The 21,688-nt window shown below is 63.8% G+C and carries 21 protein-coding genes and 1 pseudogene; 10 read left to right on the forward strand and 12 right to left on the reverse strand.

What is annotated here, in order from left to right; all coding sequences use genetic code 11:
* Positions 1-73: 73 nt before the first annotated feature.
* The 3 genes from AUL34_RS18750 to AUL34_RS23125 are packed head-to-tail and all read left to right on the forward strand — an operon-like array spanning position 74 to position 2,711.
* The gene (locus AUL34_RS18750) at positions 74-544 is read left to right on the forward strand and encodes a DoxX family membrane protein (protein WP_061937239.1); all 471 of its coding nucleotides are present in this window, start codon (positions 74-76) and stop codon (positions 542-544) included.
* The gene (locus AUL34_RS18755; RefSeq protein ID WP_061937242.1) at positions 541-987 is read left to right on the forward strand and encodes a cupin; all 447 of its coding nucleotides are present in this window, start codon (positions 541-543) and stop codon (positions 985-987) included. The genes AUL34_RS18750 and AUL34_RS18755 overlap by 4 nt, the downstream gene beginning before the upstream one ends.
* A complete protein-coding gene (locus tag AUL34_RS23125) occupies positions 972-2,711 on the forward strand; it encodes an SMP-30/gluconolactonase/LRE family protein (protein WP_370539064.1) in 1,740 nt (579 codons plus the stop codon). The genes AUL34_RS18755 and AUL34_RS23125 overlap by 16 nt, the downstream gene beginning before the upstream one ends.
* A gap of 10 nt (positions 2,712-2,721) precedes the next feature.
* On the opposite strand, the gene cyoD is transcribed toward AUL34_RS23125, so the two are convergent.
* Genes cyoD through AUL34_RS18795 form a run of 6 tightly spaced genes read right to left on the reverse strand, consistent with a single transcriptional unit; the run spans position 2,722 to position 9,462 of the window.
* Positions 2,722-3,039 (reverse strand): cytochrome o ubiquinol oxidase subunit IV, encoded by a 318-nt coding sequence (cyoD, locus tag AUL34_RS18770; protein ID WP_061937249.1) that lies wholly within the window; start codon positions 3,037-3,039, stop codon positions 2,722-2,724.
* Complete coding sequence (locus AUL34_RS18775) at positions 3,036-3,662, reverse strand: cytochrome c oxidase subunit 3 (protein WP_061937252.1); 627 nt, start codon at positions 3,660-3,662, stop codon at positions 3,036-3,038. The genes cyoD and AUL34_RS18775 overlap by 4 nt, the downstream gene beginning before the upstream one ends.
* Entirely contained in the window at positions 3,659-5,725 is a 2,067-nt protein-coding gene (locus AUL34_RS18780) for a cbb3-type cytochrome c oxidase subunit I (protein WP_061937255.1), read from the reverse strand. The genes AUL34_RS18775 and AUL34_RS18780 overlap by 4 nt, the downstream gene beginning before the upstream one ends.
* Positions 5,712-6,686 carry a hypothetical protein gene (locus AUL34_RS18785; RefSeq protein ID WP_061937258.1) on the reverse strand — a complete coding sequence of 325 codons (975 nt, stop codon included), beginning with the start codon at positions 6,684-6,686 and terminating at the stop codon, positions 5,712-5,714. The genes AUL34_RS18780 and AUL34_RS18785 overlap by 14 nt, the downstream gene beginning before the upstream one ends.
* On the reverse strand, positions 6,673-8,457 hold the full coding sequence (locus tag AUL34_RS18790; protein WP_061937261.1) for a glycoside hydrolase family 15 protein: 1,785 nt from the start codon (positions 8,455-8,457) through the stop codon (positions 6,673-6,675). Before AUL34_RS18790 ends, AUL34_RS18785 begins: the two co-directional genes overlap by 14 nt.
* Positions 8,458-8,469: 12 nt before the next feature.
* The gene (locus AUL34_RS18795) at positions 8,470-9,462 is read right to left on the reverse strand and encodes an SDR family oxidoreductase (RefSeq protein WP_061937264.1); all 993 of its coding nucleotides are present in this window, start codon (positions 9,460-9,462) and stop codon (positions 8,470-8,472) included.
* An 835-nt stretch (positions 9,463-10,297) separates the two neighbouring features.
* Between AUL34_RS18795 and AUL34_RS22660 the strand changes: the two genes are divergently transcribed.
* The 5 genes from AUL34_RS22660 to AUL34_RS22425 all read left to right on the forward strand — a co-directional run bounded on the left by AUL34_RS22660 (position 10,298) and on the right by AUL34_RS22425 (position 13,256).
* Positions 10,298-10,519 (forward strand): hypothetical protein, encoded by a 222-nt coding sequence (locus AUL34_RS22660; RefSeq protein WP_061937267.1) that lies wholly within the window; start codon positions 10,298-10,300, stop codon positions 10,517-10,519.
* Positions 10,520-10,789: 270 nt separating this feature from the next.
* Positions 10,790-11,317, forward strand: coding sequence for a DUF4142 domain-containing protein (locus AUL34_RS18805; RefSeq protein WP_192845789.1), 528 nt, complete (start codon positions 10,790-10,792; stop codon positions 11,315-11,317).
* Between the two features lie 601 nt (positions 11,318-11,918).
* Positions 11,919-12,422 (forward strand): MarR family winged helix-turn-helix transcriptional regulator, encoded by a 504-nt coding sequence (locus tag AUL34_RS22025; protein WP_082653495.1) that lies wholly within the window; start codon positions 11,919-11,921, stop codon positions 12,420-12,422.
* Positions 12,423-12,648: 226 nt separating this feature from the next.
* A complete protein-coding gene (locus AUL34_RS18815; RefSeq protein ID WP_156421004.1) occupies positions 12,649-12,897 on the forward strand; it encodes a hypothetical protein in 249 nt (82 codons plus the stop codon).
* A gap of 197 nt (positions 12,898-13,094) precedes the next feature.
* Positions 13,095-13,256 (forward strand): hypothetical protein, encoded by a 162-nt coding sequence (locus tag AUL34_RS22425; RefSeq protein ID WP_156421005.1) that lies wholly within the window; start codon positions 13,095-13,097, stop codon positions 13,254-13,256.
* Between the two features lie 201 nt (positions 13,257-13,457).
* Here AUL34_RS22425 and AUL34_RS22430 read toward each other — a convergent pair whose 3' ends face one another.
* On the reverse strand, positions 13,458-13,613 hold the full coding sequence (locus AUL34_RS22430; RefSeq protein WP_156421006.1) for a hypothetical protein: 156 nt from the start codon (positions 13,611-13,613) through the stop codon (positions 13,458-13,460).
* A gap of 282 nt (positions 13,614-13,895) precedes the next feature.
* Here AUL34_RS22430 and AUL34_RS18820 point away from each other — a divergent pair, with 282 nt between their 5' ends.
* Positions 13,896-14,261, forward strand: coding sequence for a hypothetical protein (locus AUL34_RS18820; protein ID WP_061937278.1), 366 nt, complete (start codon positions 13,896-13,898; stop codon positions 14,259-14,261).
* Positions 14,262-14,549: 288 nt separating this feature from the next.
* Here AUL34_RS18820 and AUL34_RS18825 read toward each other — a convergent pair whose 3' ends face one another.
* The 4 genes and pseudogenes from AUL34_RS18825 to AUL34_RS18835 form a co-directional block, all read right to left on the reverse strand.
* The gene (locus AUL34_RS18825; protein WP_061937281.1) at positions 14,550-15,914 is read right to left on the reverse strand and encodes an SGNH/GDSL hydrolase family protein; all 1,365 of its coding nucleotides are present in this window, start codon (positions 15,912-15,914) and stop codon (positions 14,550-14,552) included.
* Positions 15,915-16,002: 88 nt separating this feature from the next.
* Positions 16,003-16,251: a putative Ig domain-containing protein gene (locus tag AUL34_RS22935; RefSeq protein WP_370539066.1), complete on the reverse strand. Its 249-nt coding sequence runs from the start codon at positions 16,249-16,251 to the stop codon at positions 16,003-16,005.
* A 374-nt stretch (positions 16,252-16,625) separates the two neighbouring features.
* Positions 16,626-17,656: pseudogene (locus tag AUL34_RS18830) on the reverse strand (IS110 family transposase).
* A 245-nt stretch (positions 17,657-17,901) separates the two neighbouring features.
* Positions 17,902-18,942, reverse strand: a complete 1,041-nt coding sequence (locus AUL34_RS18835; protein WP_061937284.1) for a phosphatidylglycerol lysyltransferase domain-containing protein — start codon at positions 18,940-18,942, stop codon at positions 17,902-17,904.
* A 126-nt stretch (positions 18,943-19,068) separates the two neighbouring features.
* Here AUL34_RS18835 and AUL34_RS18840 point away from each other — a divergent pair, with 126 nt between their 5' ends.
* Entirely contained in the window at positions 19,069-20,214 is a 1,146-nt protein-coding gene (locus tag AUL34_RS18840) for an NAD(P)/FAD-dependent oxidoreductase (protein WP_192845790.1), read from the forward strand.
* An 89-nt stretch (positions 20,215-20,303) separates the two neighbouring features.
* On the opposite strand, the gene AUL34_RS18845 is transcribed toward AUL34_RS18840, so the two are convergent.
* Positions 20,304-20,975 carry an HAD family hydrolase gene (locus tag AUL34_RS18845; protein ID WP_061937285.1) on the reverse strand — a complete coding sequence of 224 codons (672 nt, stop codon included), beginning with the start codon at positions 20,973-20,975 and terminating at the stop codon, positions 20,304-20,306.
* Between the last annotated feature and the right edge of the window lie 713 nt (positions 20,976-21,688).

Consider the following 21,688-nt stretch of genomic DNA (forward strand, 5'->3'; position numbering starts at 1 on the left):
GGCGGGAACTCGACGGAACGGCGTGCCGTATCTCCTCGAAACCCGGAAACCGCAGCCAGGACCGCCTGCCACCATGACGTTCGAGATCCTCGTCGCTATCCTGACGCGCCTGTTGCTGGTCCTCTTGTTCCTGCCGTTCAGCGCCCTGGACAAGGTGCTGAACTTCGCAGATGCGACGAAACAGGCCGGCCAGGCCACGAGCAACCGCACGCTGGCGAAAGCGCTGATCCTCACCGGGCTCTTCGTTGAGGTGGTGATGTCGCTGGGCGTCCTGACAGGCGTGGCCGACCGGCTCGCCGCCTTTCTCCTAGCTGGCTACTGCGCGGTCACCGCCATCCTGTTCAAACAGTTCTGGCGCGCGCCCGACTTCCGGTTACGCGGCCCGTCGAAGGGTCGCGAGACCATGTGGGACTTTCTCAAGAACTTCGCCGTCGCCGGCGGCTTCCTGCTCGTCACGTTCGGCACGCAGGCGGACGATGTCGGCGCCTTCTTCGCCGATCCGCTTTCGTCAACGAACCCCTACTCCATCGGAACCACACCATGAGCGACAGCAAGCCGACCGTCCCCTACTGGCATCTCTACACGGACGACGACGGTGTCAGCCGCCAGAAGCGTTGCGAGATGACCGAGTTCGAACTCAAGAGCATGCAGCCGCCCGCCGCCCCGCAGTGGCAGGGCGAGAAGTATCATGACGGCATGAGCGTGATGGTTACCGTCCAGCCTGTCGGCTGGGAGGGCGCCTGGCATGAGAACCCCTCGCCGCAATGGATCATCCCGCTCTCGGGTCGCTGGTATGTGGAGAGCATGGACGGGATGCGGGTCGAGATGGGACCGGGGGAGATGTCGTTCGGCGAAGACCAGGGTACCACAGAGCGAGACGGACGAGTGGGGCACATGTCGGGCACGGTGGGCGACGAGCCGGCGGTCCTCATGGTGGTGCAGTTTGACTCGAAGCGCGAGCGGACGACGATGTGCCGTTTCCGCTGAACTCCGGCGTCCCGGATGCAGGGCTCAAGGTCGCGGACTTTCGCTTCGAAGCTGTCGAGCCCGAGTTCGATAGACTGACCCTTTCCAACGCTCCGGTCGAGGTTCTGGCGACTGGCTTTCGCTGGATCGAGGGCCTCGTCTGGATGGGCGATTGGGCGACGCTCCTGTTCCAGGACCTGCCGCGCGGACGCACGATGAGCTGGAGCGAGCGTGGTGGCCTCGCGGTCTGGCGCGAACCGTCGGGCAACGCCAACGGGCAGGCACGCGACAGGCAGGGTCGTGTCGTCGCCTGCGTCAATCTCGAGCGCGCCCTCGTGCGGATCGAGCATGACGGCACCGTCACCCGGCTCGCCACGCATTTTGAGGGCCGGCGCCTCAACTCGCCCAACGACGTCGTGGTCATGAGCGATGGGTCCATCTGGTTCACCGATCCACCCTACGGCATCGCGAACGACTACGAGGGCGTGCGGCAGGAACCTGAGCTGCCCCCCACCATCTACCGGCTCGATCCGGCTTCGGGCGATCTCGCAGCCGTCAGGCGCGACTTCGCCGGGCCGAACGGTCTCGCCTTCTCACCCGACGAGCGGCTTCTCTATGTCGCTGAAACGGGCGATCAGACCCACCCCGATCCGGTCCAGGTGTTGCGCGTGTGCGATGTCTCGGACGACGGGCTCTCGCTCGGGCCCTCGCGCGACCTCGCCAAGGTCCGGCCCGGCTACACGGACGGCATGGCGGTGGACGAGGCGGGGCGCATCTGGTCCAGCGCGGGCGACGGCGTCCATTGCCTGCGTCCTGACGGCCGGCTCCTCGGGCGCATCCGTCTGGGGCTGACCGTGTCGAACCTCGCCTTCGGCGGCGGGGCCCCATCTCAACCGACTCTTCATCGGGGCGAGCCACACGCTGATGGCCGTGTTCCTGAACACGCGGGGCGCGCGCTGGCCATGAGCGATCAACGCATCGTGGCCATTCGGCTCGCCTGCCGGGACGTCGAGGCCACGGTCCGCTTCTACAGCGTAGCCTTCCGGTGTCGCGAGACGGCGGGGGAGAACGGCGTACGCGTCCTGCTCCTCGGGGAGCAGCGGTTGGAACTCGTTCACGCAGCGCAGGACGGGGAGCCGGCACCGCCCTCGAACGCCGTCGCCTTCCAGCACTGCGCCATCGTTGTCCCGGATATGGACAGAGCGATGGAGCATCTGCGAGACGTCGCCGGCTGGACGGCGATCTCGCTCGACGGGCCCGAACGCTTACCCGAGGCATCGGGCGGAGCGACAGCGTTCAAGTTCCGCGACCCGGACGGTCATCCGTTGGAGCTCATCGAGTTCCATCCGGGAAAAATTCCCGCCCCTTGGCGGCATAGCGATCCCACCCCTTTCCTCGGTATCGACCATTCTGCCATCACCGTGTCCGACACCGACCGAGCCGTGTGCTTCTGGCGCAAGCTCGACTTTGCCGTCACGAACCGGCATGTGAACCGCGGACCCGAGCAGGCACGGATGGACGGGCTTCGGATTCCGAATGCCCTCGTCGAGGTGACGACGCTCGAGCCGGGCGGCGGCAGTCCGCCCCATCTCGAGCTGCTCCGCTACGCGACCCCCGCCCCCGTGCCTGGCGGGGCCATCGACGGGTCGCCGTTCGCCACGTCCCTGGTGTTGCATGGTGTCCCGGCCGGGAGCGGCTCGGGTGCGGATCCGGACGGGCACCGCTTCCGCCTCCGGGGCACCTGACCGTTCGCCGCTACATCATCCGAAGATGGAGGTTTCCAAGGATCCAGATCGTTCCTCCAGCCATCAGGGTGATGATCAGAGTAGTGAAGAGGATCAATTGGAGGTCGTCGCGTGTCGAGCGTTGCAGGCCGATATGTAGGAAGAAGCGGAAGTGAACGACGACCTGCGCGAGCGCAGCGGCGCCGATCGCGATGTATGCCGTCGAGGACGTCATCCCGACCGCACTGACAAGGAACGCGAGGGACGTCAGCGCAACCGCCGCGACGAACCCGACAACGTACGATCTCAGTTCGCGACGCTTCTCCTGCTCGTGCTCACCCGTGGTCATGCCAGTCCCCCGAGGTAGACGACCGAGAAGATGAAGATCCAGACGACGTCGAGGAGATGCCAGAACAGGGACAAACGCATGATGCGCAGCTTGACCTCGGACCGCAGCCCGAAGACCGCGACTTGGACGATCGACAGGATCAGCCAGACGCAGCCCGCGGCCACATGCAGGCCGTGCGTGGACACGAGCGCGTAAAAGCTCGACAGCCAGCCGCTGCGTTGCGGCGTCGCCCCGTCCGACGCCATCTTGACGAAGTCGCGGACCTCCAATCCGAGAAAGACGAGACCGAGTACGAGGGTGACGCCCAGCCAAGCGTAGAGCCGCGACGGTGCCTCATCGTACTTCATGGCGATCGACGCCATGCCCATGGTGAAGCTCGACAGCAGCAGGACGCCGGTCTCCAGCGCAGCAGAGGACAGCTCGAACACGTCGCGCGGTCCCGGCCCCCCGTCGGTCGCGCCGAGCATGGAGGCGTAGGTGGCGAACAGAAGAGCGAACAGGACAAGGTCGCTCATCAGGAAGACCCAGAAGCCGAAGAGCGTCTCTTCCGCCTGGCGGTGGGTTTCCGGATCGGTATGGCCGAGGTTTAGGCCAGGATGGCGGTGTTGGGACAGGAGGCTCATGCGGCTGCCGCCTCCGCGAGGCCGCGGTTCTCGGAGGTCGTCTCGGTCTCGCGGTCGGATCGCGGAAGCGTGCGCACGAGGGCCAGCCAAGCCTCATCCTGTCGCCGGACCTCGTCGGCGGGAATGACACGCATGGTGTCGAGAACGAAGGACCTCGCAACGATCGCGCCGACTGCTGCCAGGACGCCGACGCCGGCGAGCCACCAGATGTACCAGACGAGACCGAAGGCGGCGGCGGCCAGAGACAGGCCGAAGACGACGCCCGTCATCGAGTTCTTCGGCAACCCGATGTCCGAATAGATGCGATGGTCGGGATAGGCGGTGCCGTCCTCCTTGGCGGCGTGGAAGGCGTCGCGGGCATCGACGATCGGCAGGACCGCGAAGTTGTACTCGGGCACCGGGCACGGGATGCCCCATTCCAGCGTCCGCCCGTTCCACGGGTCCCCGCCGGGAACGGCGAGGTCTTCGCGGCGGCGGATGGAGACGACGAGCTGTACGACGAGGCTCGCCAGCGCGGCCAGCAGGAACAGGGCACCGATCCCGGCGACGATCGTGAACGGCAGGTAGTCGGCCTCGAAGAACTCCTGCGTGCGGCGTGGCATGCCCATCAGCCCGAGCGGGTAGAGCGGCAGGAAGGCGAGGCAGAAACCCGTGACCCAGCATCCGAAGGAGACCCGTCCCCACCACTCGTCGAGCCGGAAGCCGAAGGCCTTCGGGAACCAGTAGGTGTAGGCCGCGATCATCCCGTAGAGGAGGCCTGGGATCAGCATGTTGTGGAAGTGGGCGACCAGAAACACCGAGTTGTGGACCTGGAAGTCGACGGCCGGGTTGGCCAGCAGGATGCCCGTGAGCCCGCCTATGGTGAAGAGGACCATGAAGGCCAAAGCATAGAGCATCGGCACGGTGAAGCGTACCCGGCCCCAGGCCATGGTCAGGATCCAGTCGAAGATCTTCACCCCTGTCGGAATGCCGATCGTCATCGTGGCGATCCCGAACACGGCGTTGAGGTCCGCGCTCTGTCCCATCGTGAAGAAGTGGTGCACCCAGACCGTGAAGGAGAGGACGGCGATGCACATGGTGGCAATGATCAGGGAATCGTAGCCGTAGAGGATTTTGGACGAGAAGTTGGAGATCACCTGCGAGTAGACGCCGAAAGCCGGCAGAATGAGGATGTAGACCTCCGGGTGCCCGAACAGCCAGAACAGGTTGGCGAAGTTCATCATGTTGCCGCCCCCGTCGTTCGTGAAGAAGTGGGTGCCGACGTAGCGGTCGAGGGCGAGGAGCCCGGTCGCCACGGTCAGCGGCGGCAGGGCGAAGATCATCAGGATGGCGGTGCACAGCGACGTCCAGCAGAAGAGCGGCATGCGGAACGGGTTCATGCCGCCGCACCGCTTCTTGTAGATCGTCACCGCGACGTTGATGCCCGTCATGGTCGAGGCGAGCGACCCGAGCGTCACCGCGAAGATCCAGTAGTCCGGCCCAACGCCCGGATTGAAGGTCGCATCCGTGTAGGGCGGGTAGCCGCTCCATCCGCCGGTCGAGAACTTGCCGATCACGAGCGAGACCATCATCAGGCCGGCGCCGCCTGCGGTCAGCCAGAGCGAGATCGAGTTCAGGAGTGGAAACGAGACATCGCGCGCGCCGAGCTGAAGCGGCAGAGCGAAGTTGATGATCCCCGTCAGGAACGGCATTGCCATGAAGAAGATCATGATCGAGCCGTGGGTCGAGAAGAGCTGGGCGAAGTGCTCTGGGGGAAGATAGCCCGGATTGTCGAAGGCGATCGCCTGCTGGGCCCGCATCATCGAGCCCTCGACGACGGCCCGCGAGAGCATCACCAGGGCGATCACGACGTACATGATGCCGATCTTCTTGTGGTCGAGACTGGTCAGCCACTCGCGCCAGAGCCAGCCCCAGCGGCCGAGCCAGGTCAGAAGGGTCGCGACCGCGATCGCCCCCACGACGACCAGCGACGCCGCGGCCGTCGCGATGCCGCTGTAGAAGGGCAAGGCGTCGTAGGACAGACGCCCGAAGACGAGCGGCCACCAGCCTTCAACGGTCGGCATGGGCGTGTCCCTCGCTCGGGTGGGTCTCGGCTTCGGCGCGCTCGTGCCGATGGGCGGAATCCGGCCGGTATCTCGCGACGACGGTGGTGAAGAGATTCGGATCGACGCCGGAGAAGATCAGGCCCTTGCCCGGGTCGAAGTCGAACTTGGATCGTAGGTCCGCGAGCTTGCCCTTCTGGGAGACGATCGCGTAGGCACCCTCGTCGAGCGGGCGGCCAACGACCTTCGCACTCGCGATCCAGCGGTCGAAGTCCGCCTCCGGCATGGCGAGCGCGTCGAACTTCTGGTTCTGGAAGCCGAAGCCATTGAACTGTGTGTTCTGACCGAGAAGCACGCCCGGCCGGTCGGCCAGAAGGTTGAGCTCCGTCACCATGCCGGCCATCGCATAGATCTGGCTGCCGAGCGCCGGGATCATGAAGGATTGCATCACCGTGTCGCTCGTCAGCCGGAAGCGCACCGGGCGATCGATGGGCAGCGCCAGGACACCGACGCTCGCGACGTTCTCTTCGGGATAGACGAACAGCCATTTGTAATCGAGGCCGATGACCTCGACCTCAAGGGGCGTCTTATCGGACGGGATCGCGGCATAGGGATCGAGCGAGCGCGCCTTGCCGGCGATCAGCGTCGCCAGGATGCAGACCAGAACGATCGGGACCCCCCAGACGAGAATCTCCAGCGGCCAGGAGAACTGCCAGGTCGGGCGATAGACGGCATTCTTTGCCGTGCGCCGGAAGCGCCAGGCAACGAACGGCACGAGCACGATGGCAGGCACCACCACGATCATCATCCAGCCGATGATCTCGAAGAACAGGTCCCGCTGCGTGGCCGCGACGGGTCCGTGAGGATCGAGGAAGCTGATGCCGGATCCGCAGCCCGCCAGAAGCGCGAGCGGGATGATGGCGGCTAGGCGTGCCGCACCATGCCGAACGGATCGAGCAGCTTGCGGACTAGAGGTCGGCATCGTTGCCCCGCTTCCCGTCGTCGAACCGCTTCAGCGCCAGAACGGCCTGGATCAGGGCGAGATGGCTGAGAGCTTGCGGGTGGTTGCCCGCGAGCCGGCGGGATCTCGTGTCGTATTCCTCCGACAGGAGCCCGGTGCCGCCGGCGACGCCGATCACCGCCTCGATCGTCTCGACCGCATCCGCGCGCCGCCCGACACCCAGAAGGCACTCGGCCAGCCAGAACGAACAGGCGAGGAATGCGCCCTCCGGAACGAGAGCCTCCATGCGGTGACGACGCACGAAGCCGCCCTCGACGAGTTGCGCCTCGATCGCCCGTAGCGTTCCTGCCATGCGCGCGTCGCTCATCGGCAGGAAGCCGATCTTGGGAAGGAGAAGCAGCGAGGCGTCGACTTCCGCCCCGCCGTAGAAGGACGTGAACGTATCGAGACCCGCGTCGAAGCCTTCCGCACAGATCGTCGCGTGCATGTGGTCGCGCAGCGCATGAAGTTCCGCGTGGCGCTCCGTCGAAAGTTCTTCGGCGCCCCGACCGTTCAGGAAGCGATCCAGGACGACCCAGGCCATGGCCTTGGAGTAGACGTAATGGCGCGGCTCGCCGCGGCTTTCCCACAGCCCCTGGTCGGGATGCGTCCAGACCCTGGCGACGTGATCCACGACGGCATGCTCAAGGTGCCGCCCTTGGGTCGTCCGCTCCATGCCGGCTCGCTCGGCGATGTGGAGCGCGGACATGAGCTCGCCCCAGACGTCGAGCTGGAGCTGGCCCGCGGCCGCATTGCCCACGCGCACCGGCTTGGCGAAGCGGTAGCCCGGCAGCCATGGAAGCTCCGCCTCGTCGAGACGACGGGACCCGTCGACCCGGTACATGATCTGCATCTTCTCCGGGGCTCCCGCGACCGCGCGCAGGATCCAGTCGCGCCAGTCGCGCGCCTCCTCGATGAACCCGCACTCGACGAAAGCGTCCAGCGTGAAGGCGGCGTCGCGCAGCCAGCAGTAGCGGTAGTCCCAGTTCATGGTGCCGCCGGGCTGCTCCGGCAGCGAGGTCGTCGGCGCTGCGACGAGGCCGCCGGTCGGGCGATGGATCAGGGTCTTCAGCGTCAGCAGCGAGCGCCGCACGGCTTGCGGATAGGCGAGGCCATCATTCCCGAGCCGGGCGATCCACCTGCGCCCCTCATCCTCAGCGTCGCGCAGCGCCGCCTCGGCGTCGATCCCGTCGCCGACGATCTCGTTGGACCGTCCATAGGCGAGAACGAAGGCCCGGCTCTCGCCTTCCGCCAGCAAGAGGCGGGACACGACGACGTCGTCCTCGATCTCGAGGGGGGCGTCGGCATGGAGAGCCAGCTTGTCGGGCCCGACATGCATGGCGAGGCCCGTGCCTTCCGGAACGATCCAGGGCGGCATGTTGCCGTAGTCGAACCGGAAGGCGGCGCGCGAGACGAACCCGACGTTGCCCGCCACGGCTCGCACGATGCGGACGAGGAGGGGGCGGCCTTCGCGTTGCGGCATGAAGTCCGTGACGACGAGGGTACCGGCCTCGCACCGGAACTCGGTGTCGAGGACCATCGTGTCGGGGCGGTAGCTCTGCCGGCGCTCCAGCACCTCCCCTTCCGGGGCAAGACGCCAGAACCCGTGCCGCTTGTCACCGAGAAGCGCGGCGCAACAGGCCGGCGAATCGAACCGCGGCAGGCAGAGCCAATCGACGGATCCATGCTTCGACACGAGGGCGACGGTCTCGCCGTCGCCGATCAGGGCGTAGTCTTCGAGCGGAACGGTCAACGACTTCGGCCGTCAGACGTCGAAGCGACGGGCGAGGCGATGCAGCCCGAAGAGGGCGAGGAGTCCGGCAAGGCCCCAGAACGCCGTGCGATGGCGGTCCGTGAACATCTGGATGCTGCGCGGCTTGGAGCGGCTGTCGAAGCGGCCGTGCGAGCCGTAGTCGCCCTTCACGGGCTCGAAGAGATTGCTCGGCGCATGGTCCGACTTCGGCTCCTGCGTGAGCTGGCCGGAGTAGCCGCTCCGCGCGAGATAGCGGTCCAGCAGCCCCGGCGCGATCCGGTTGGCGAGAATGGCCTGCACGGTGGGATAGCCTACCCAGACATTGCGCCGGTCGTGCTCGGCGGCGAAGCGGATGGCCCGCGCGGGAACCTCGGGCTCGAAGATCGGGGGAACGGGTTGGGGCCGACGCCCCATCTTGTTCAGGGCCCAGTCGAACTGCGGCGTGTTGACCGCCGGCAGGTCCACCATCGTGATCCGCACGTTCAGCTTGTCGTGGATGATCTCGGACCGCAGCGAGTCCGTGAACCCGCGGATGGCCGCCTTGGCACCGCAGTAGACCGACTGCAGTGGTACGGACCGGTAGGCCAGCGCCGAACCGACGTTCACGATGACGCCGCGGTCGCGGGTCCGCATGCGCTTGAGCGCGGACATCATGCCGTGGACCTGCCCAAGATAGGTGACGCACGTTCCGCGCTCAACCTCTTCGGGCGTCAGCTTGGCGACCGGCGAGAACACGGTCGCCATGGCGACGTTGACCCAGACGTCGATGGGTCCGAGTTCGCGTTCGGCCCGCTCGGCGGCGGCCTCCACGGCTGCCGCGTCCGCGACGTCGGTCGGGATCGGCAGGGCTCGAACGCCTTGATGCCGAGCATAACTTGCGGCGTACTCCAGCCGTTCGGGATCACGGGACAGGAGAACGACATCGTAGCCAGCCCGGGCGAACTCATCGGCCGTCGCTCGCCCCACCCCGGCGCCGGCGCCCGTTATGACTACGATCTTGTTCAATGGTCCCGTCCCACCTAATCAGTTGTGGACCGCTAAGTTGATGCCCGATCAGGAGCGGCAATGGTCGCCCTGCTAATTTAATGTTGCGACTTGACTCGCCTTCCGCGTTTCGGAAGTTGCATCGGTCGGTGAGCATTAGACCTGTCGCCTTTCGCAAACCCATGTGACTGGGACGGGACACGATTCCACTGCCGACTGATGCAGCCATTGGTTAGCCAAGCGCAACCCTGGCCGGCGAGGTGGAAGTTGGCGGTCAAAAGGCAAAGGATCGGTCCGCCGCCCTTTCCAGCACAAGGGGACGTGTGCGACTCCTGCCGCTATGTCCGCTTTGATGCAGCGGCTATCCTTAAGCGGACAGGCAGCAAACCACTCACCCCACCATTTGAACCGGAAGAGAGTCCGACTATCGACATAATCTGCGGTGGCGGATGGATCTTCAGATGCAACCCATGCAGATTTCGTAGACGTCCAATCGCGTCAGGAACGTACGGTGACCCGACCGCCCCTCCTTACAGCCATCCAGCGCCAAGCCGTTCGTAAGCTTATAGAGGACACTGACAATGTGTTCCCATCTGTCAGCAGCTTGGATCTGGCAGACGACCTTTTGGTTGCTTTCTTCGATCTCGTCCGAATGGGACTGGCTATCGAACGTTCCGAAGGGGATGGATCGTTGTTTTTCCGCGCACGCCGATCAGCGGTCAACTAGCGACGCCCATTGCATATGAGGTGCGGGCCAAGGTGGTCGCGGTAGCGACGACCGGTAGCAGCACCTATCAGCATTGAACCTAAGCCAGCGTCGGGCGTATCCCCCCTGCGGAAGCCGGGGCTTTACCAAATGACCACTGACCGTTTCACCATCCGCCAACATGTCGACGGCGGATGGGATATCGCAGACAGAGACTTCCCTTCCCTTCCCGACAGCGGCTTCGGACCGATGAGCAAGATGGATATCCCGGAGGCTGAACGAGTCGTTCAGCTAATGAACGAACTTGACCAAAGGCTGCGCACCAGGACGGCTTTGAGCCGCGCAGAGGCTTTGAGGAAGACCAGCTTTTGAGCCTGGACTGACTCCGACACGAAGGACAGGCCCCGCCCCCATCGCGTCGACAACTGGGGTGGTCGGCGTGAAGACCCGCTCCACCCTCGGCCCACATGTAGTGGTCGAGCGGGTCACCCTTTGATCTAGAGGTGAAGGGGTCTATCCGGCGAAGCACCCTTGAGGGCGATGCGCCGCCCAATAGCCAACCACTCACAAAGAGGCGACGTAACGGAACACTCAACTAGCCAGCCACTTCATCTCACATCGAGTTTATCAATCGAGGTCGTCATGAAGAATATTCTTCTCGCTGGTTTCCTTTCCGCCGCCATTGCTCCTATGCCTTCCTTTGCGCAAGACACGAAAGCAGCTCCGGCCATGAACATGTCCGATATGTCGGCCGGGCAGTACGTCGAGATGGCTGCCTCGTCGGACATGTTCGAAATCGAGTCCAGCAAGCTCGCCATGACGATGGGACAGAGCGAACCCGTCAAGAAGTTTGCGAACCATATGGTTTCCGATCACGGCAAGACCTCTGCGGACCTCATGGCCGCCGCTAAGGCCGAGAGCCTTGAAGTTCCGAAGACGATGATGCCGAAGCACGCCGACATGGTGGCTCAGTTGAAGTCAGCCGACGCCGCCAGCTTCGACGCTCTCTACATCCAGATGCAGACCATGGCGCATCAGGAGGCCGTTGCGCTCCACACGGCTTACTCCGAGACGGGCAAGAATATGGCCCTTAAGGAGGTGGCGACGAAGGCTGTGCCGATTGTGACGGAGCACTTGAAGGACGTGAAGGCGATGTCCGGCAAGGCATAAGCTGCAAGACCGTTTTAAGGGGACCGCCAACAATGGCGGTTCCCTTTCGTTTTCGCCTGCCCAAAGCCCTTATCTGCCCCCGTAGGCTTCACTCGAATACGCAGATGAATCTGGCGGTCCTGCAGCCGGCATTGGATCTGGTCGCGCACCATTAAAATATGATATGGAGTGATGAGCGACACTTCTGGCAAAAGCGACGATCACAAGGATCGCTTGTATGCCGCGCTACTTCTTCCACATTCACACAGGGTCGGACACCGCAGTCGACCCTGACGGAACCGTACTGGCGTCCGTTAAAGACGCCGTCTCGGAAGCGGTTGAGGACCATCTCTCGTTTGCGATCGAAGCGTTACGCCGCCGACAACCACTGCCCTACTTGTATGAGATAGGGGTTTGCGATGCGGAAGGTCGATTTCTTGCAAGGGTCACATTCGCTGATGCGATCGAAACGTTGTCCTCGATGAACGGCGTTGGAAACGCGCCCGCTGCGTCGAATTACGGGCGATGCAATCGCGCACGGTAGATAGTTAGACAGTTTGAATTTCGCTAGCCAAACATTTCGGACGCCCCAGTTGCTTTCCCACAGTTGGGAGTGAAAGCAATGGAAACTGCCTACGAACACAAGGCGGCTTCGATGTCGCCCGCATCCAGAACTCAAACCCTTCAAGCCGACGATAGTTCGCTCCTGACAACGGCACTGTCATCGGCCCAGTCACTGCGAGCCCTCATTGGCCTAAAGCTCGCCCCACTCGGTCTTGCTGCCGGGCAGGACCGCCTATTGCTAGCGCTTGAGGTGCACGATCGGATGAGCGTTTCGGCACTTGCAGACACATTGAACGTTCGCCCTTCCACGGTATCAAAAACGATGGACCGGCTGGTCAAACGAGGGTTCACCGTCCGATCGCATGACAATTTCGATGCGCGCCGCACTAACGTCGAGCTGACGGACGACGGTAGGGCGATGTGCCGAAAGCTCCGGTTACTTTGCGAAACGGTCGACAACGAACTTCAGTCCGACCTCAGCGCGGAGGATACCCGACGTATGATGGAAGGGCTCACCCTGTTTAACGAAGCGGTTGGGAAACGTCTTCACCGTATGCGATAATGTAGCGTCTTAAGCGACGGCACCCGATCGGGGTCGCCTGCATACGGTTCCACCGCGAAGACCCTTCTGGTTACGTCAGCTCCGGACGGGTCGCCCTCAGATGAATACGCAGGTGACTCTGGCGAGGCGCCTAACTATGGCCGGCTGTACACTTGGGCTTCAGCAAGGCGGCACATTACCACAGGCCTCGCGTTGGTTTGGATCCAGCGCGTCTGAGGTGCACTTCATGCCACGCTTTTTCTTCCACCTTGCCATCGACAACCGGGCGACACCTGACACCGAAGGCATCGAGCTCCTCGACCTTGCGCACGCCAAGGTCGAAGCCGAGGCCAACTGTAGAGGCTTTGCCGTTGAAGAGCTGCGGTTCGGACGGGCCTTCCCTCTCACGTCCAAGGTCGAGGTCTGCGATGAGCGAGGCAAAGTCGTCCACGTTGCGTGGACGAAGGACCTCATTCCCGAGGCCGCTTCCACTTGATCATTGAGAGGCGCGCGCCTCCCTATGAAACCCGAGGTGACTCCGGGGTCCGAGCGTCCCAAACACCTCGCGGATACGTGACCTGAATGGTCTAGGCGACGCTGCCATGCATTGCCATGTTGCGGGCGGGTGCGGATCCATCGTGGGTCGGCAGGTCAATTCGCGCTGGTCGGGCCGCCAGCGACGGAGACCTGTGCATGTCGATCGCTGACCTTCTCGTCATCGGCGTAGTCCTGACGTTCCTCGGCTTCATCATCTGGGCCAATGTGCACCATCGCAAGCAGGTGCTGCGGGAGCGCAAGGCGGCCGCAACGCGCAGTCTGCATGGCGGTGCCCAAGACGGCCAACGACAAATTTAGCAAACCGTCAGCCTTCAAACGCATGCGGCCTACTCAGGGCGCGGTTGACACTGCCCGACGCGACCGGCGAGGGTTTCGTTATCGCGTCGCAGATCGTCTCCAACATCCTGGCGCGAAGACCCGTCCGGTAAGTGATACTCCCGGACGGGTCGCTCTCAGATGATCTGGTGGGGACTCTGCTCACGACATCGGGCGAGCAATCTACGCTGTGTCTTTACGGCACATGGCCTCAGTTGCAGCCTGATCGTATCCGTCCATCCAGCGAGACCAGTTTTCCGTATTGATGTCGTGAGGGTTCTCATGCCGGGCTTTTCCCTCGGCATGCGCTTTGCGCCCCTGTTCGTGCTGCTCGGTCATTCGACGTCTCCAATTCGTCCCCTGCGACACGTTGACAGCTAAATGCGTGTCTTTGAAGTCGCGACGACCGGCATCGTTCGTGCACCGGGATTAAGTGTCAGGGTAGGAGCATGACCGGCATGGATCCAAACGACGCTTAGTTCGTTGCATCGCACAGCAGTCCTGGCTGCCTATGTGGAGACCTGCTCGGCTTGCGGACTAACCCCGAGCGGGTCACTCCCCAGATGAGGTGTAGGCCGACGGGGGCTCGGCGCCGCCTCAATCGACGTGCATGGGCGACGAATGAACAATCGCCTCTTTCAGATCACCGCTTGGCTTGCGCTCGCCGTTATCGTCTTCGTAACTGTTTGCCTAATCGAGCTCCGTCCGCACGACGTTCTACCAGTGGATTACGATCGGGCTCTTGCTTTTGGCGGATTGGCCGCGCTCTTCGTTTTAGCCTACCCTCGAAGCTGGGTATGGGTTGGGCTGTGCGTCATCGTCGGAGCCGGTGGTATTGAACTCCTGCAGGAGCTTTCTCCAAGCCGCCACGCGCGGATGAGCGACGCCCTGATCAAGGCTGGCGGGGCCGCGCTGGGTGTCGTCCTCGCTTGGGGTTTGAACGTTTTTCGCGAACGCCGCCAGCGGAGTGCCACCAGCGGGGTTTGATGACGGGTTAACTCCGAGATCGGATGGGAGCGACCTCGCCCAATCGCGGGCGCCTGCCCAAAGGTTCGACCGCGAAGACCCGTCCGGTAAGTGATACTCCCGGACGGGTCGCCAGATGTGCGACAGTTGCCAGATGCCCTACTTTTGGCGGCGTTGACGTCGCGGCTTGTGCGAAGCGGAATTGTTTGATCGCATTAGGCCAGCTGGCCACGACGCGAAGACCCGCTCGATCATCTGACCCACACAGAAGTCGAGCGGGTCACCCTTCGAACGTAGAGGCGCGACCGGTTACGTCGCAATGGCGTTCAGCACCGGTGCATACAGGGTGACCGCCCGACGCAGGTTGCCGGCGGCTGTGTAATGGAGGAGGTCCGACCGGAATAGCGGACCCATCGGCGCTGCGTAGGGACCCAGTTCCGGATCGGCCGCCGTGTCGATTAGATAGTCTCCGGGGTTGGAGGCCCGAAGCAGCGCGTTGTACTCCTTGCGATTGTTATCCGGCGTCCCGCCTTCGGTCCAATCCCCGCGCGGCGGAACCGTTTCGAAGACGGGGATGCCCCCAGGAGACCTGATGAGGCCGGCAGTCGTCTGCGCCAGGGCAAACACTTCCGCTCCGGTCATGGTGTCGAGGTTGTTCACGCCAGCATTGACGGGGACCACGTCACCCTGCCCCGCACGGATCAGTTCGGAATACTCGTAGGAGGCCGATGCCGCGTCCGTTTCGCCGTTCGAGTTCGCGAGTGCCGTCATGCCCCGCCCGCTCACGCCGACGTTGAAGACCTCCCAAGGGTGCGACAGAAACTTCTCCATCTGGAGAATGTTGGCGAGAGCACGCGCCTGCTCGACGCTTAAGCCTTCCGTGTTGCTGTCACCCGTCAGGATCAGGCGGCGCCCGAACGTCTTCTTCAGGCCGTAGATCGCTTCGAGAGCGGCGACGTTGGCTGCGACCTCCGCATCGGTGTGCGACGTGCCGTAGAGCAACTGCCCAAGGACGTGCATGCGGGGGTTGAGGAGCGCGGAGGCGAACCCGATCTGATAGCCCAGCTCGTGCGTCACCAGCGTTCCGGCCGCGAGAGCGGATGCGGTATAGACCTGATCGCCCCACCAGACGGTACGCCCCGTGGAGGTGGACCGGACCACCAGCACGAGCGGCATGGTCCGCAGAGGCTGGTTCGTGAACAGCGTATTCGTGCCGTCCCCGACGATAGGCCCCTTCGAAGTCTGGTAGTTGCCGCTTGTGCCGACCGTCGTGCCGTAGGAGGCGCGCAGGGCATTGGCCGCCGCGAACATGGCGAACCAGCGATTGCGCTGCCGCCAACCGACTGTCGGGTTGAACACGAGATATTGGGTGTGGTCGCGACGCTCGAAGGACAGGTTCTCGGTGACGAGGTTCTGCGATGCCCCCTGGTTCGACTGGATGCTGTCGAAGAGGATCGGCAACCGCCCCTCATAGCCCAGCTTGGCGCTGATGCTCGGATTGACGGTGGACGTCTGGTGCTTGCCGTTGCCGGATTGATCGTAGACGCGCGGGACCTTCACCGCCGCGTCAGTTCCCTGTACCGAGGCGATAGCGCGGACATCAACGCCCTCGCCCACAAAGGCGATCGGCGTCGTCGTGCCTCCGGCCACAACGTCGAGCGCGGGGTCCGGCATACCCGTCGATCATCTTGCGCGTGCCGTGGGCGAAGACGAGGCTGGTTGTGCCAAGCTTGGCGGGTGCGGTTTCGACAGCCAGTGACAGTCACGTCAGGCTCTTCGACGTTCCGTCCGCTGACACGGTGATGCCGATGCCGCTTACCGATCCTGACTGAGTAGGCGTCCCCGAAATCTCGCCTGTTGAGGCCGAGAAGGTCAGGCCCGCCGGCAGCGCGGGGCCAGACCGGGCAAACGTCTTCGCGCCCGCCCCCCCGAACACCAGAGGCCGCCAGGAAAAAGGTGTTCCGACCGTGGCCGTGCCGGGAGCGCCGTAGATCGCGAGCGGCGTCACCACCCCACCACCCGCGCCAGGAGTGGTTACGCCATCTGGAAGGTTCAATTGATGCGGACGCGAATGGCGTGAAGTCTGCAAACGCCGATCCGTGCTCTACGCCGGACGGTCGGCTTTCCATCTGTGGACGCCCCCTTGGACGCAAGCGGTTTCTGTCGGGTTGGCATGATGTCGGATGCTGCTATCTGTCCGGCCTCTGATGCAGCACGCGGCTGCGGGCCCGTATGGGAGTTCGCGGACCGGAACCAAAACACCCAGATCGTGCTCGACGGCACGGTGGAAAGCACTGGTTCTTCCGGCCCCGTCTCGCCGACTGTTGCGCCATACCCTCCTTCGACCGACCTCGCGTCCCGACGGCCTCTGACGACGACCTCGGCTTACGCCGCGACCGCCGTCGGAGCTCGGTAAGTTCCGCCCTTCACAAGAAGAGCCCAAACGATCCGCGCCATCTTGTTGGCGAGTGCCACCGTCACCAACATGCGCGGCTTGCGCACCAGCATCTGCTCCAGCCACGATCCCTTCGCTGTTCCGCGCCGCGTGGCTTGGAGGATCACGGCGCTGGCTCCGATGATCAGAAGGCGCCGCAGCGTTCGCTCGCCCATCTTGGAGGTGGCGCCGAGCTTCTGCTTGCCGCCTGTGGAGTGCTGCGTCGGCGTCAGTCCGACCCAGGCGGCAAAGTCCCGCCCCTTGGCGAACGTCTCGGCTGCGGGCGCCAGAGCTATTAGCGCAGTCGCGGTGATCGGCCCGATCCCGGGGATGGTCATCAGCCTTCGCGCCGTCTCCTCCTCGCCGGCGCGCTGGGCGATCTCCTTGTCGAGAGCGGCGATGCGCTCGTCGACATCGGCCAGGAGGTCGAGCATGACACGGAACATCGAGAACGCCGCTGGAGGCAACGAGGCTCCCATCTCGTCCTCGAGAAGATCGCCGAGCATCGAGACGTAGGCAGGCCCCTTTGGGGCGACCCAGCCGTACTCGGTCAGGTGTCCCCGGATGGCATTGATGAGCTGGGTGCGCTGGCGAACCAGAAGATCGCGGGTTCGGAACACGAGCGCCGACGCCTGCTGCTCCTCACTCTTCACAGCCACAAAGCGCATGGTCGGACGCTGGGCCGCCTCGCAGATCGCCTCGGCATCCACCGCATCGTTCTTGTGCCGCTTCACGAACGGCTTCACGTAGGCTGGCGGGATCAGCCGAACCTCATGGCCCAGCGCCGTCAGCTCGCGGGCCCAATGATGGGCTCCGCCGCACGCTTCCAATGCCACGGTGCAGCGCGGCTGCGCGGCAAAGAAGGCAAGCAGCTTCGCCCGCGTCAGGCGCTTCGAGACCCCCCCCGGCCGCGCTCGTCGGCGCCATGAGCGTGGAACACGGTCTTCGCGATATCCAGGCCGATCGTGGTAACCTCGGACACGGACGCCTCCTGTGAATGAGTTGAAACACCCATGCTGGCACAACGATGCCGTCGGGGGCGTCCACCCCATCACCCTGCCCGGTCTCCGGCGGCTGGGAAAGCAGCCGCCCGAAGCCGATATCGCTAACGAACAACATGAAGTGTGAACACGATACACCAAGGGCGCTATGGTCAGAGGTCATTGTTCGATCGACATAGCTGCGTTGCGCCGTTTTCCTCAGTCGCGATCTCAAAGAACTGGTAGCTCAGAGCGTCTTGAGCAGTCGCAGAAGCGCCAGCATCTCGATTGGGCTGCCACGCTTGAACGCGATGTAGCTCACCTGCCGCGCACCGTGGAAACGGCGCTTGAAGGCCGCCTGTCCCTGGAGATTAAAAACATTTTCGTTGACCCGTCGGGAGCGGAACGCCTGCTGGAAGGACCGACGCCAGAGACGGCTTTCCGGAAAGGTGCTGGCTTCGATGTCGGCTAAAGGCGACAGTCCAAACGACAGGCGGGTGCGGCCTTCCTCCTTGAAGCGGTCGGCGGCGAACTTGGTCAGGCCGATCTCAGCGTGAGCCGTCGTTCCAACGAGCTTACGCTTGAAGGCGGCCGTGTACCCGATGACCGCCCCGTTCTTGAAGATCGGGTCGAAGTCGAGAATGGCGATCACATGGCCATCGGGGTGCGCGATCATGAACCGGCGCATGTGCGGGCCGAGACGCGGCTCGAACGGTCGGTTCAGAAACCGCATCTCACGGCGGCTGACGATGCGCCCCTTCCGCCAGTTCGTGGAGATATGCCTTACCTGTTCGCTGTCCGCGATCGATCCGTCGCATTCCAGGATCCGGTAGCCCTTCTTGCGTAGCCAAGCCTCGGAGTAGCGGATCGTCTCGTTTCGCTTGCCCGCAAACGAATGCGTTGCAAGGTCCAGGTTGCTCTCGATGCCCATCTGATTGACGCGATAGCCGAGGTCGGCCAGGACGCCGGCGGTCGCATGGCCGACCTGGACGAAGCATGGTCGAGGCATAGCCGTGACGACACGACGAATGTAGTCCGCCCGATCGCCTTCGTGTGCAACGGGATCGCCGAGTACGAAAGCATGCCCCATCTTGGTTGCGAAGGCGACATAGCCGTCCACGTCGCCGAAGTAGCCAAGCCCCGGCTGCACCGCTGTGGAATAGGCCAGCGAGAAGTCGCCATGGTTCACGCATAGGCTCAGTCGGGTCGCAAGGTCGGGCTCGAACGCAGAGACGGTCGGAAGGCGGGCCTCCAGCCAGGCATCCATCATCGATTTGAAGTTCGGCATGCGTACGTGGTTCCCGCGCGGCCTCAGCGGCCGACAGCCTGCTTGCCTTCCTCCAAACGACGGTTCGATTTCCACGGCAAAGACGGATAGTCAATCATCGCCCGTCAGCGCCTAAAGCGGATCTTCGTGAGCCAAGAACCCATCTTCAGAGACGTCGTCATCATCGGATCGGGATTGGCCGGCCTGACGGCCGCCCACACGATGCGCCAGCAAGGCATCGAGCCGCTCGTTCTCGAAAGGGAAAGCGACCTGGGGGCGTCCTGGGACCGGCGCCACCCGCAACTGACGCTGAACACGCACCGCTCGCTATCGGCGTTGCCTGGTCTGTCCTATCCGGCGGGAACAGGCGCCTTTCCAAAACGATCTGCAGTGATCGCTCATCTCCAGGCGTTTCAGGATCGGCATCAGTTCGAAATCCGTCACGACGCCGCGGTCTCCTCCATCTCAAGAGCTGATGGGCGCTTCAACGTCGAAACGACGGTAGGTACGATCTTGGCCAGTGCCGTGATCGTCGCCACGGGACGTGATGCGGTCCCGGTCGTGCCGCAATGGAAGGGCTTGGAGACCTTCACGGGACGGGTCCTTCACGCCGCCGACTTCGGCGACGCCCGAGCCTATCAGGGGCGATCCGTTCTCGTAGTCGGTGGGGGCAACTCCGGGTTCGACGTGCTCAACCACCTCAGCCGCATTGAGACGGGGCCTGTCTGGCTGGCGCTTCGGAACTCTACCAGTGTCCTGCCGAAGCGCATGTGCGGTTTTGCGGTTCATCGGCTGTCGCCTCTCATGGCTTCGCTTCCCACCCGGTTCGCCGATCGCCTCATCGGGTGGACTCAAAGGGTCGCGTTCGGGGACCTGACGCGACACGGCTTTCCGCCAGGACGGTTCGACGCAGCTACACGCTTGGCTCGAAACCAGATCGCGATCGCCGTCGACGACGGTGCCGTTGCGGCGGTGAAGCGAGGGCGGATCGCCGTGGTCGGCGGAGTCACGGAATTCGGGGGCGCAACCGTGACGCTGTCCGACGGCACGACGCTGGCACCCGACATCGTGATCGTCGCCGTGGGCTATGTCTCTGCCCTGACGTCGTTGCTCGGCTCGCTCGGTGTCGTCGACGAGACGGGCCGTCCGCACCTACGGGGCGGCCTTGGCGAAACGGCGGTGCCCGGGCTTTGGCTCGTCGGCATGCAGCCCAGCCTCACAAGCTACTTCCAGCAGGCGCAGCGGGAAGCCAAGCACGCGGCACGGTCGATCGCCCGAATGCAGCGCGCTTGATTGCTGCCAACGTCACTGAGTGAGCGAGAGGCCGAAAGCCGATAAGCTATCGAATTGATGGCGCCTCCAACTGTGCGTCAACAACCGTTCTAACGCGCTGCGGCGAGCGGCGAAACGTCGTATCGAGCAAGAAGGTCGGAGGGATGATCGAAAAGGGCGACGGCGCCTGTGTTCGTCAGCGTCCTGTCGTCGAAACCACCGCTTCGCACAGCAATGGCCGGGATGCCAAGCTTGGAGGCGGCCTCCATGTCGTAGGGACTGTCACCGATGACGATCGCGTCCATTGCGGCGACACCGGCCTTCTCCAGCGCCGCGGCGAAGATATCAGGGTGAGGCTTGGACCGTTCGGCATCGTCCGCGGTCGTTACCGCGTCGATGAGGTTGCGGACCCCAAGCCGATCCAGATGTGGCTCCAGCTCCTCGCCCGGACTGGACGTCGCAAGGATGATCATCCAGCCGTCCTGCCTCGCGCGACGAAACAAGGCCGCAACATCACTGAATGGCTCAACGCGATCGGCGTATCTCTCCTTGAAGATGTTGCTTCGCGCCTGAGAGATCGCTTCGCCGTGCTCGTCGACGACGGCTGGGTCAAGAAGTGTAGGCATGAGAGTGTCGCCGCCTTTGCCGATCTGGCCCTGCACCGTGTCGATGGGGATCGTGATGCCGAACTCGGCAAAGGCGTCCGTCCAAGCCTGGGCATGCAGTCGGTTGCTGTCGACGAGCGTGCCGTCAACGTCGAACAGGATTGCTTTGGCGGTCATGGTGTGTCCTTGGGTTACCAATCCAAGTCCATCCGGCGACGCTTGTTCCGTCTTAGGTCGGTCGTCGGCTAGCGACGCCTTTCGAGAGCATCCAACCCGACGCCATTGCTGTTGTCAACGAATGCTTCTACGCCAGCCTGCCGTCCGGCGCTTTCGCTCGGCGGCGAGCTGAAGTAGCGAAGGTTGGCCCCGCCGCGCCTCCGCCCGCGGGTCGTTGCGGATTGATGGATGAGTCAGCTTTCTAAGATCCTTGCCGCACTCTCGCAGGCCCTGCCGCTGGCGGCAGTCCAGACGCGAGGGGATTCCGCCCGTTTCCACGCCGCTCGGTTCGTCGCATGCGTTCCGGCTCGGGATGAACTCGAGAGGATCGACCGGTGCCTTCAAGGACTCGACGCCGAGCTCGATCCGGGCGACGGCGTACTCCTCGTCGCCAACGGTTGCCGCGATGAAACTGCGTTTATCGCCGCTCGGCGAATGATGGACTGGCGGCGCCCCTGGCTTCTTATCGATTGCGACTGGAGAGAAGGCACGGGGACGGCGCCGCTTGCGCGCCGTCTCGCGCTGGATCTCGCCCATGCGCTCGCGCCCAATGCCGCACTCCTGTCGGTCGACGGCGATACGCTGGTTCTGCCGGGTTTGCGCGCGGCCTATGCGGCCGAATTCGAACGCGGCTTCGGCCTCGTATGCGGACGCATCGGCTTCCTACCGGAGGA

Source organism: Aureimonas sp. AU22, from assembly GCF_001463745.1.
Lineage (GTDB): Bacteria > Pseudomonadota > Alphaproteobacteria > Rhizobiales > Rhizobiaceae > Aureimonas.

Bases quoted from the DNA above. Each gene is read 5' to 3' on its own strand.
- AUL34_RS18750 (WP_061937239.1), top strand. From the start codon at position 74: ATGACGTTCGAGATCCTCGTCGCTATCCTGACGCGCCTGTTGCTGGTC.
- AUL34_RS18755 (WP_061937242.1), top strand. From the start codon at position 541: ATGAGCGACAGCAAGCCGACCGTCCCCTACTGGCATCTCTACACGGAC.
- cyoD (WP_061937249.1), bottom strand. From the start codon at position 3,039: ATGACCACGGGTGAGCACGAGCAGGAGAAGCGTCGCGAACTGAGATCG.
- AUL34_RS18775 (WP_061937252.1), bottom strand. From the start codon at position 3,662: ATGAGCCTCCTGTCCCAACACCGCCATCCTGGCCTAAACCTCGGCCAT.
- AUL34_RS18780 (WP_061937255.1), bottom strand. From the start codon at position 5,725: ATGCCGACCGTTGAAGGCTGGTGGCCGCTCGTCTTCGGGCGTCTGTCC.
- AUL34_RS18785 (WP_061937258.1), bottom strand. From the start codon at position 6,686: ATGCCGACCTCTAGTCCGCAAGCTGCTCGATCCGTTCGGCATGGTGCG.
- AUL34_RS22660 (WP_061937267.1), top strand. From the start codon at position 10,298: ATGACCACTGACCGTTTCACCATCCGCCAACATGTCGACGGCGGATGG.
- AUL34_RS18805 (WP_192845789.1), top strand. From the start codon at position 10,790: ATGAAGAATATTCTTCTCGCTGGTTTCCTTTCCGCCGCCATTGCTCCT.
- AUL34_RS22025 (WP_082653495.1), top strand. From the start codon at position 11,919: ATGGAAACTGCCTACGAACACAAGGCGGCTTCGATGTCGCCCGCATCC.
- AUL34_RS18815 (WP_156421004.1), top strand. From the start codon at position 12,649: ATGCCACGCTTTTTCTTCCACCTTGCCATCGACAACCGGGCGACACCT.
- AUL34_RS22425 (WP_156421005.1), top strand. From the start codon at position 13,095: ATGTCGATCGCTGACCTTCTCGTCATCGGCGTAGTCCTGACGTTCCTC.
- AUL34_RS22430 (WP_156421006.1), bottom strand. From the start codon at position 13,613: ATGACCGAGCAGCACGAACAGGGGCGCAAAGCGCATGCCGAGGGAAAA.
- AUL34_RS18820 (WP_061937278.1), top strand. From the start codon at position 13,896: ATGAACAATCGCCTCTTTCAGATCACCGCTTGGCTTGCGCTCGCCGTT.
- AUL34_RS18825 (WP_061937281.1), bottom strand. From the start codon at position 15,914: ATGCCGGACCCCGCGCTCGACGTTGTGGCCGGAGGCACGACGACGCCG.
- AUL34_RS18835 (WP_061937284.1), bottom strand. From the start codon at position 18,942: ATGCCGAACTTCAAATCGATGATGGATGCCTGGCTGGAGGCCCGCCTT.
- AUL34_RS18845 (WP_061937285.1), bottom strand. From the start codon at position 20,975: ATGACCGCCAAAGCAATCCTGTTCGACGTTGACGGCACGCTCGTCGAC.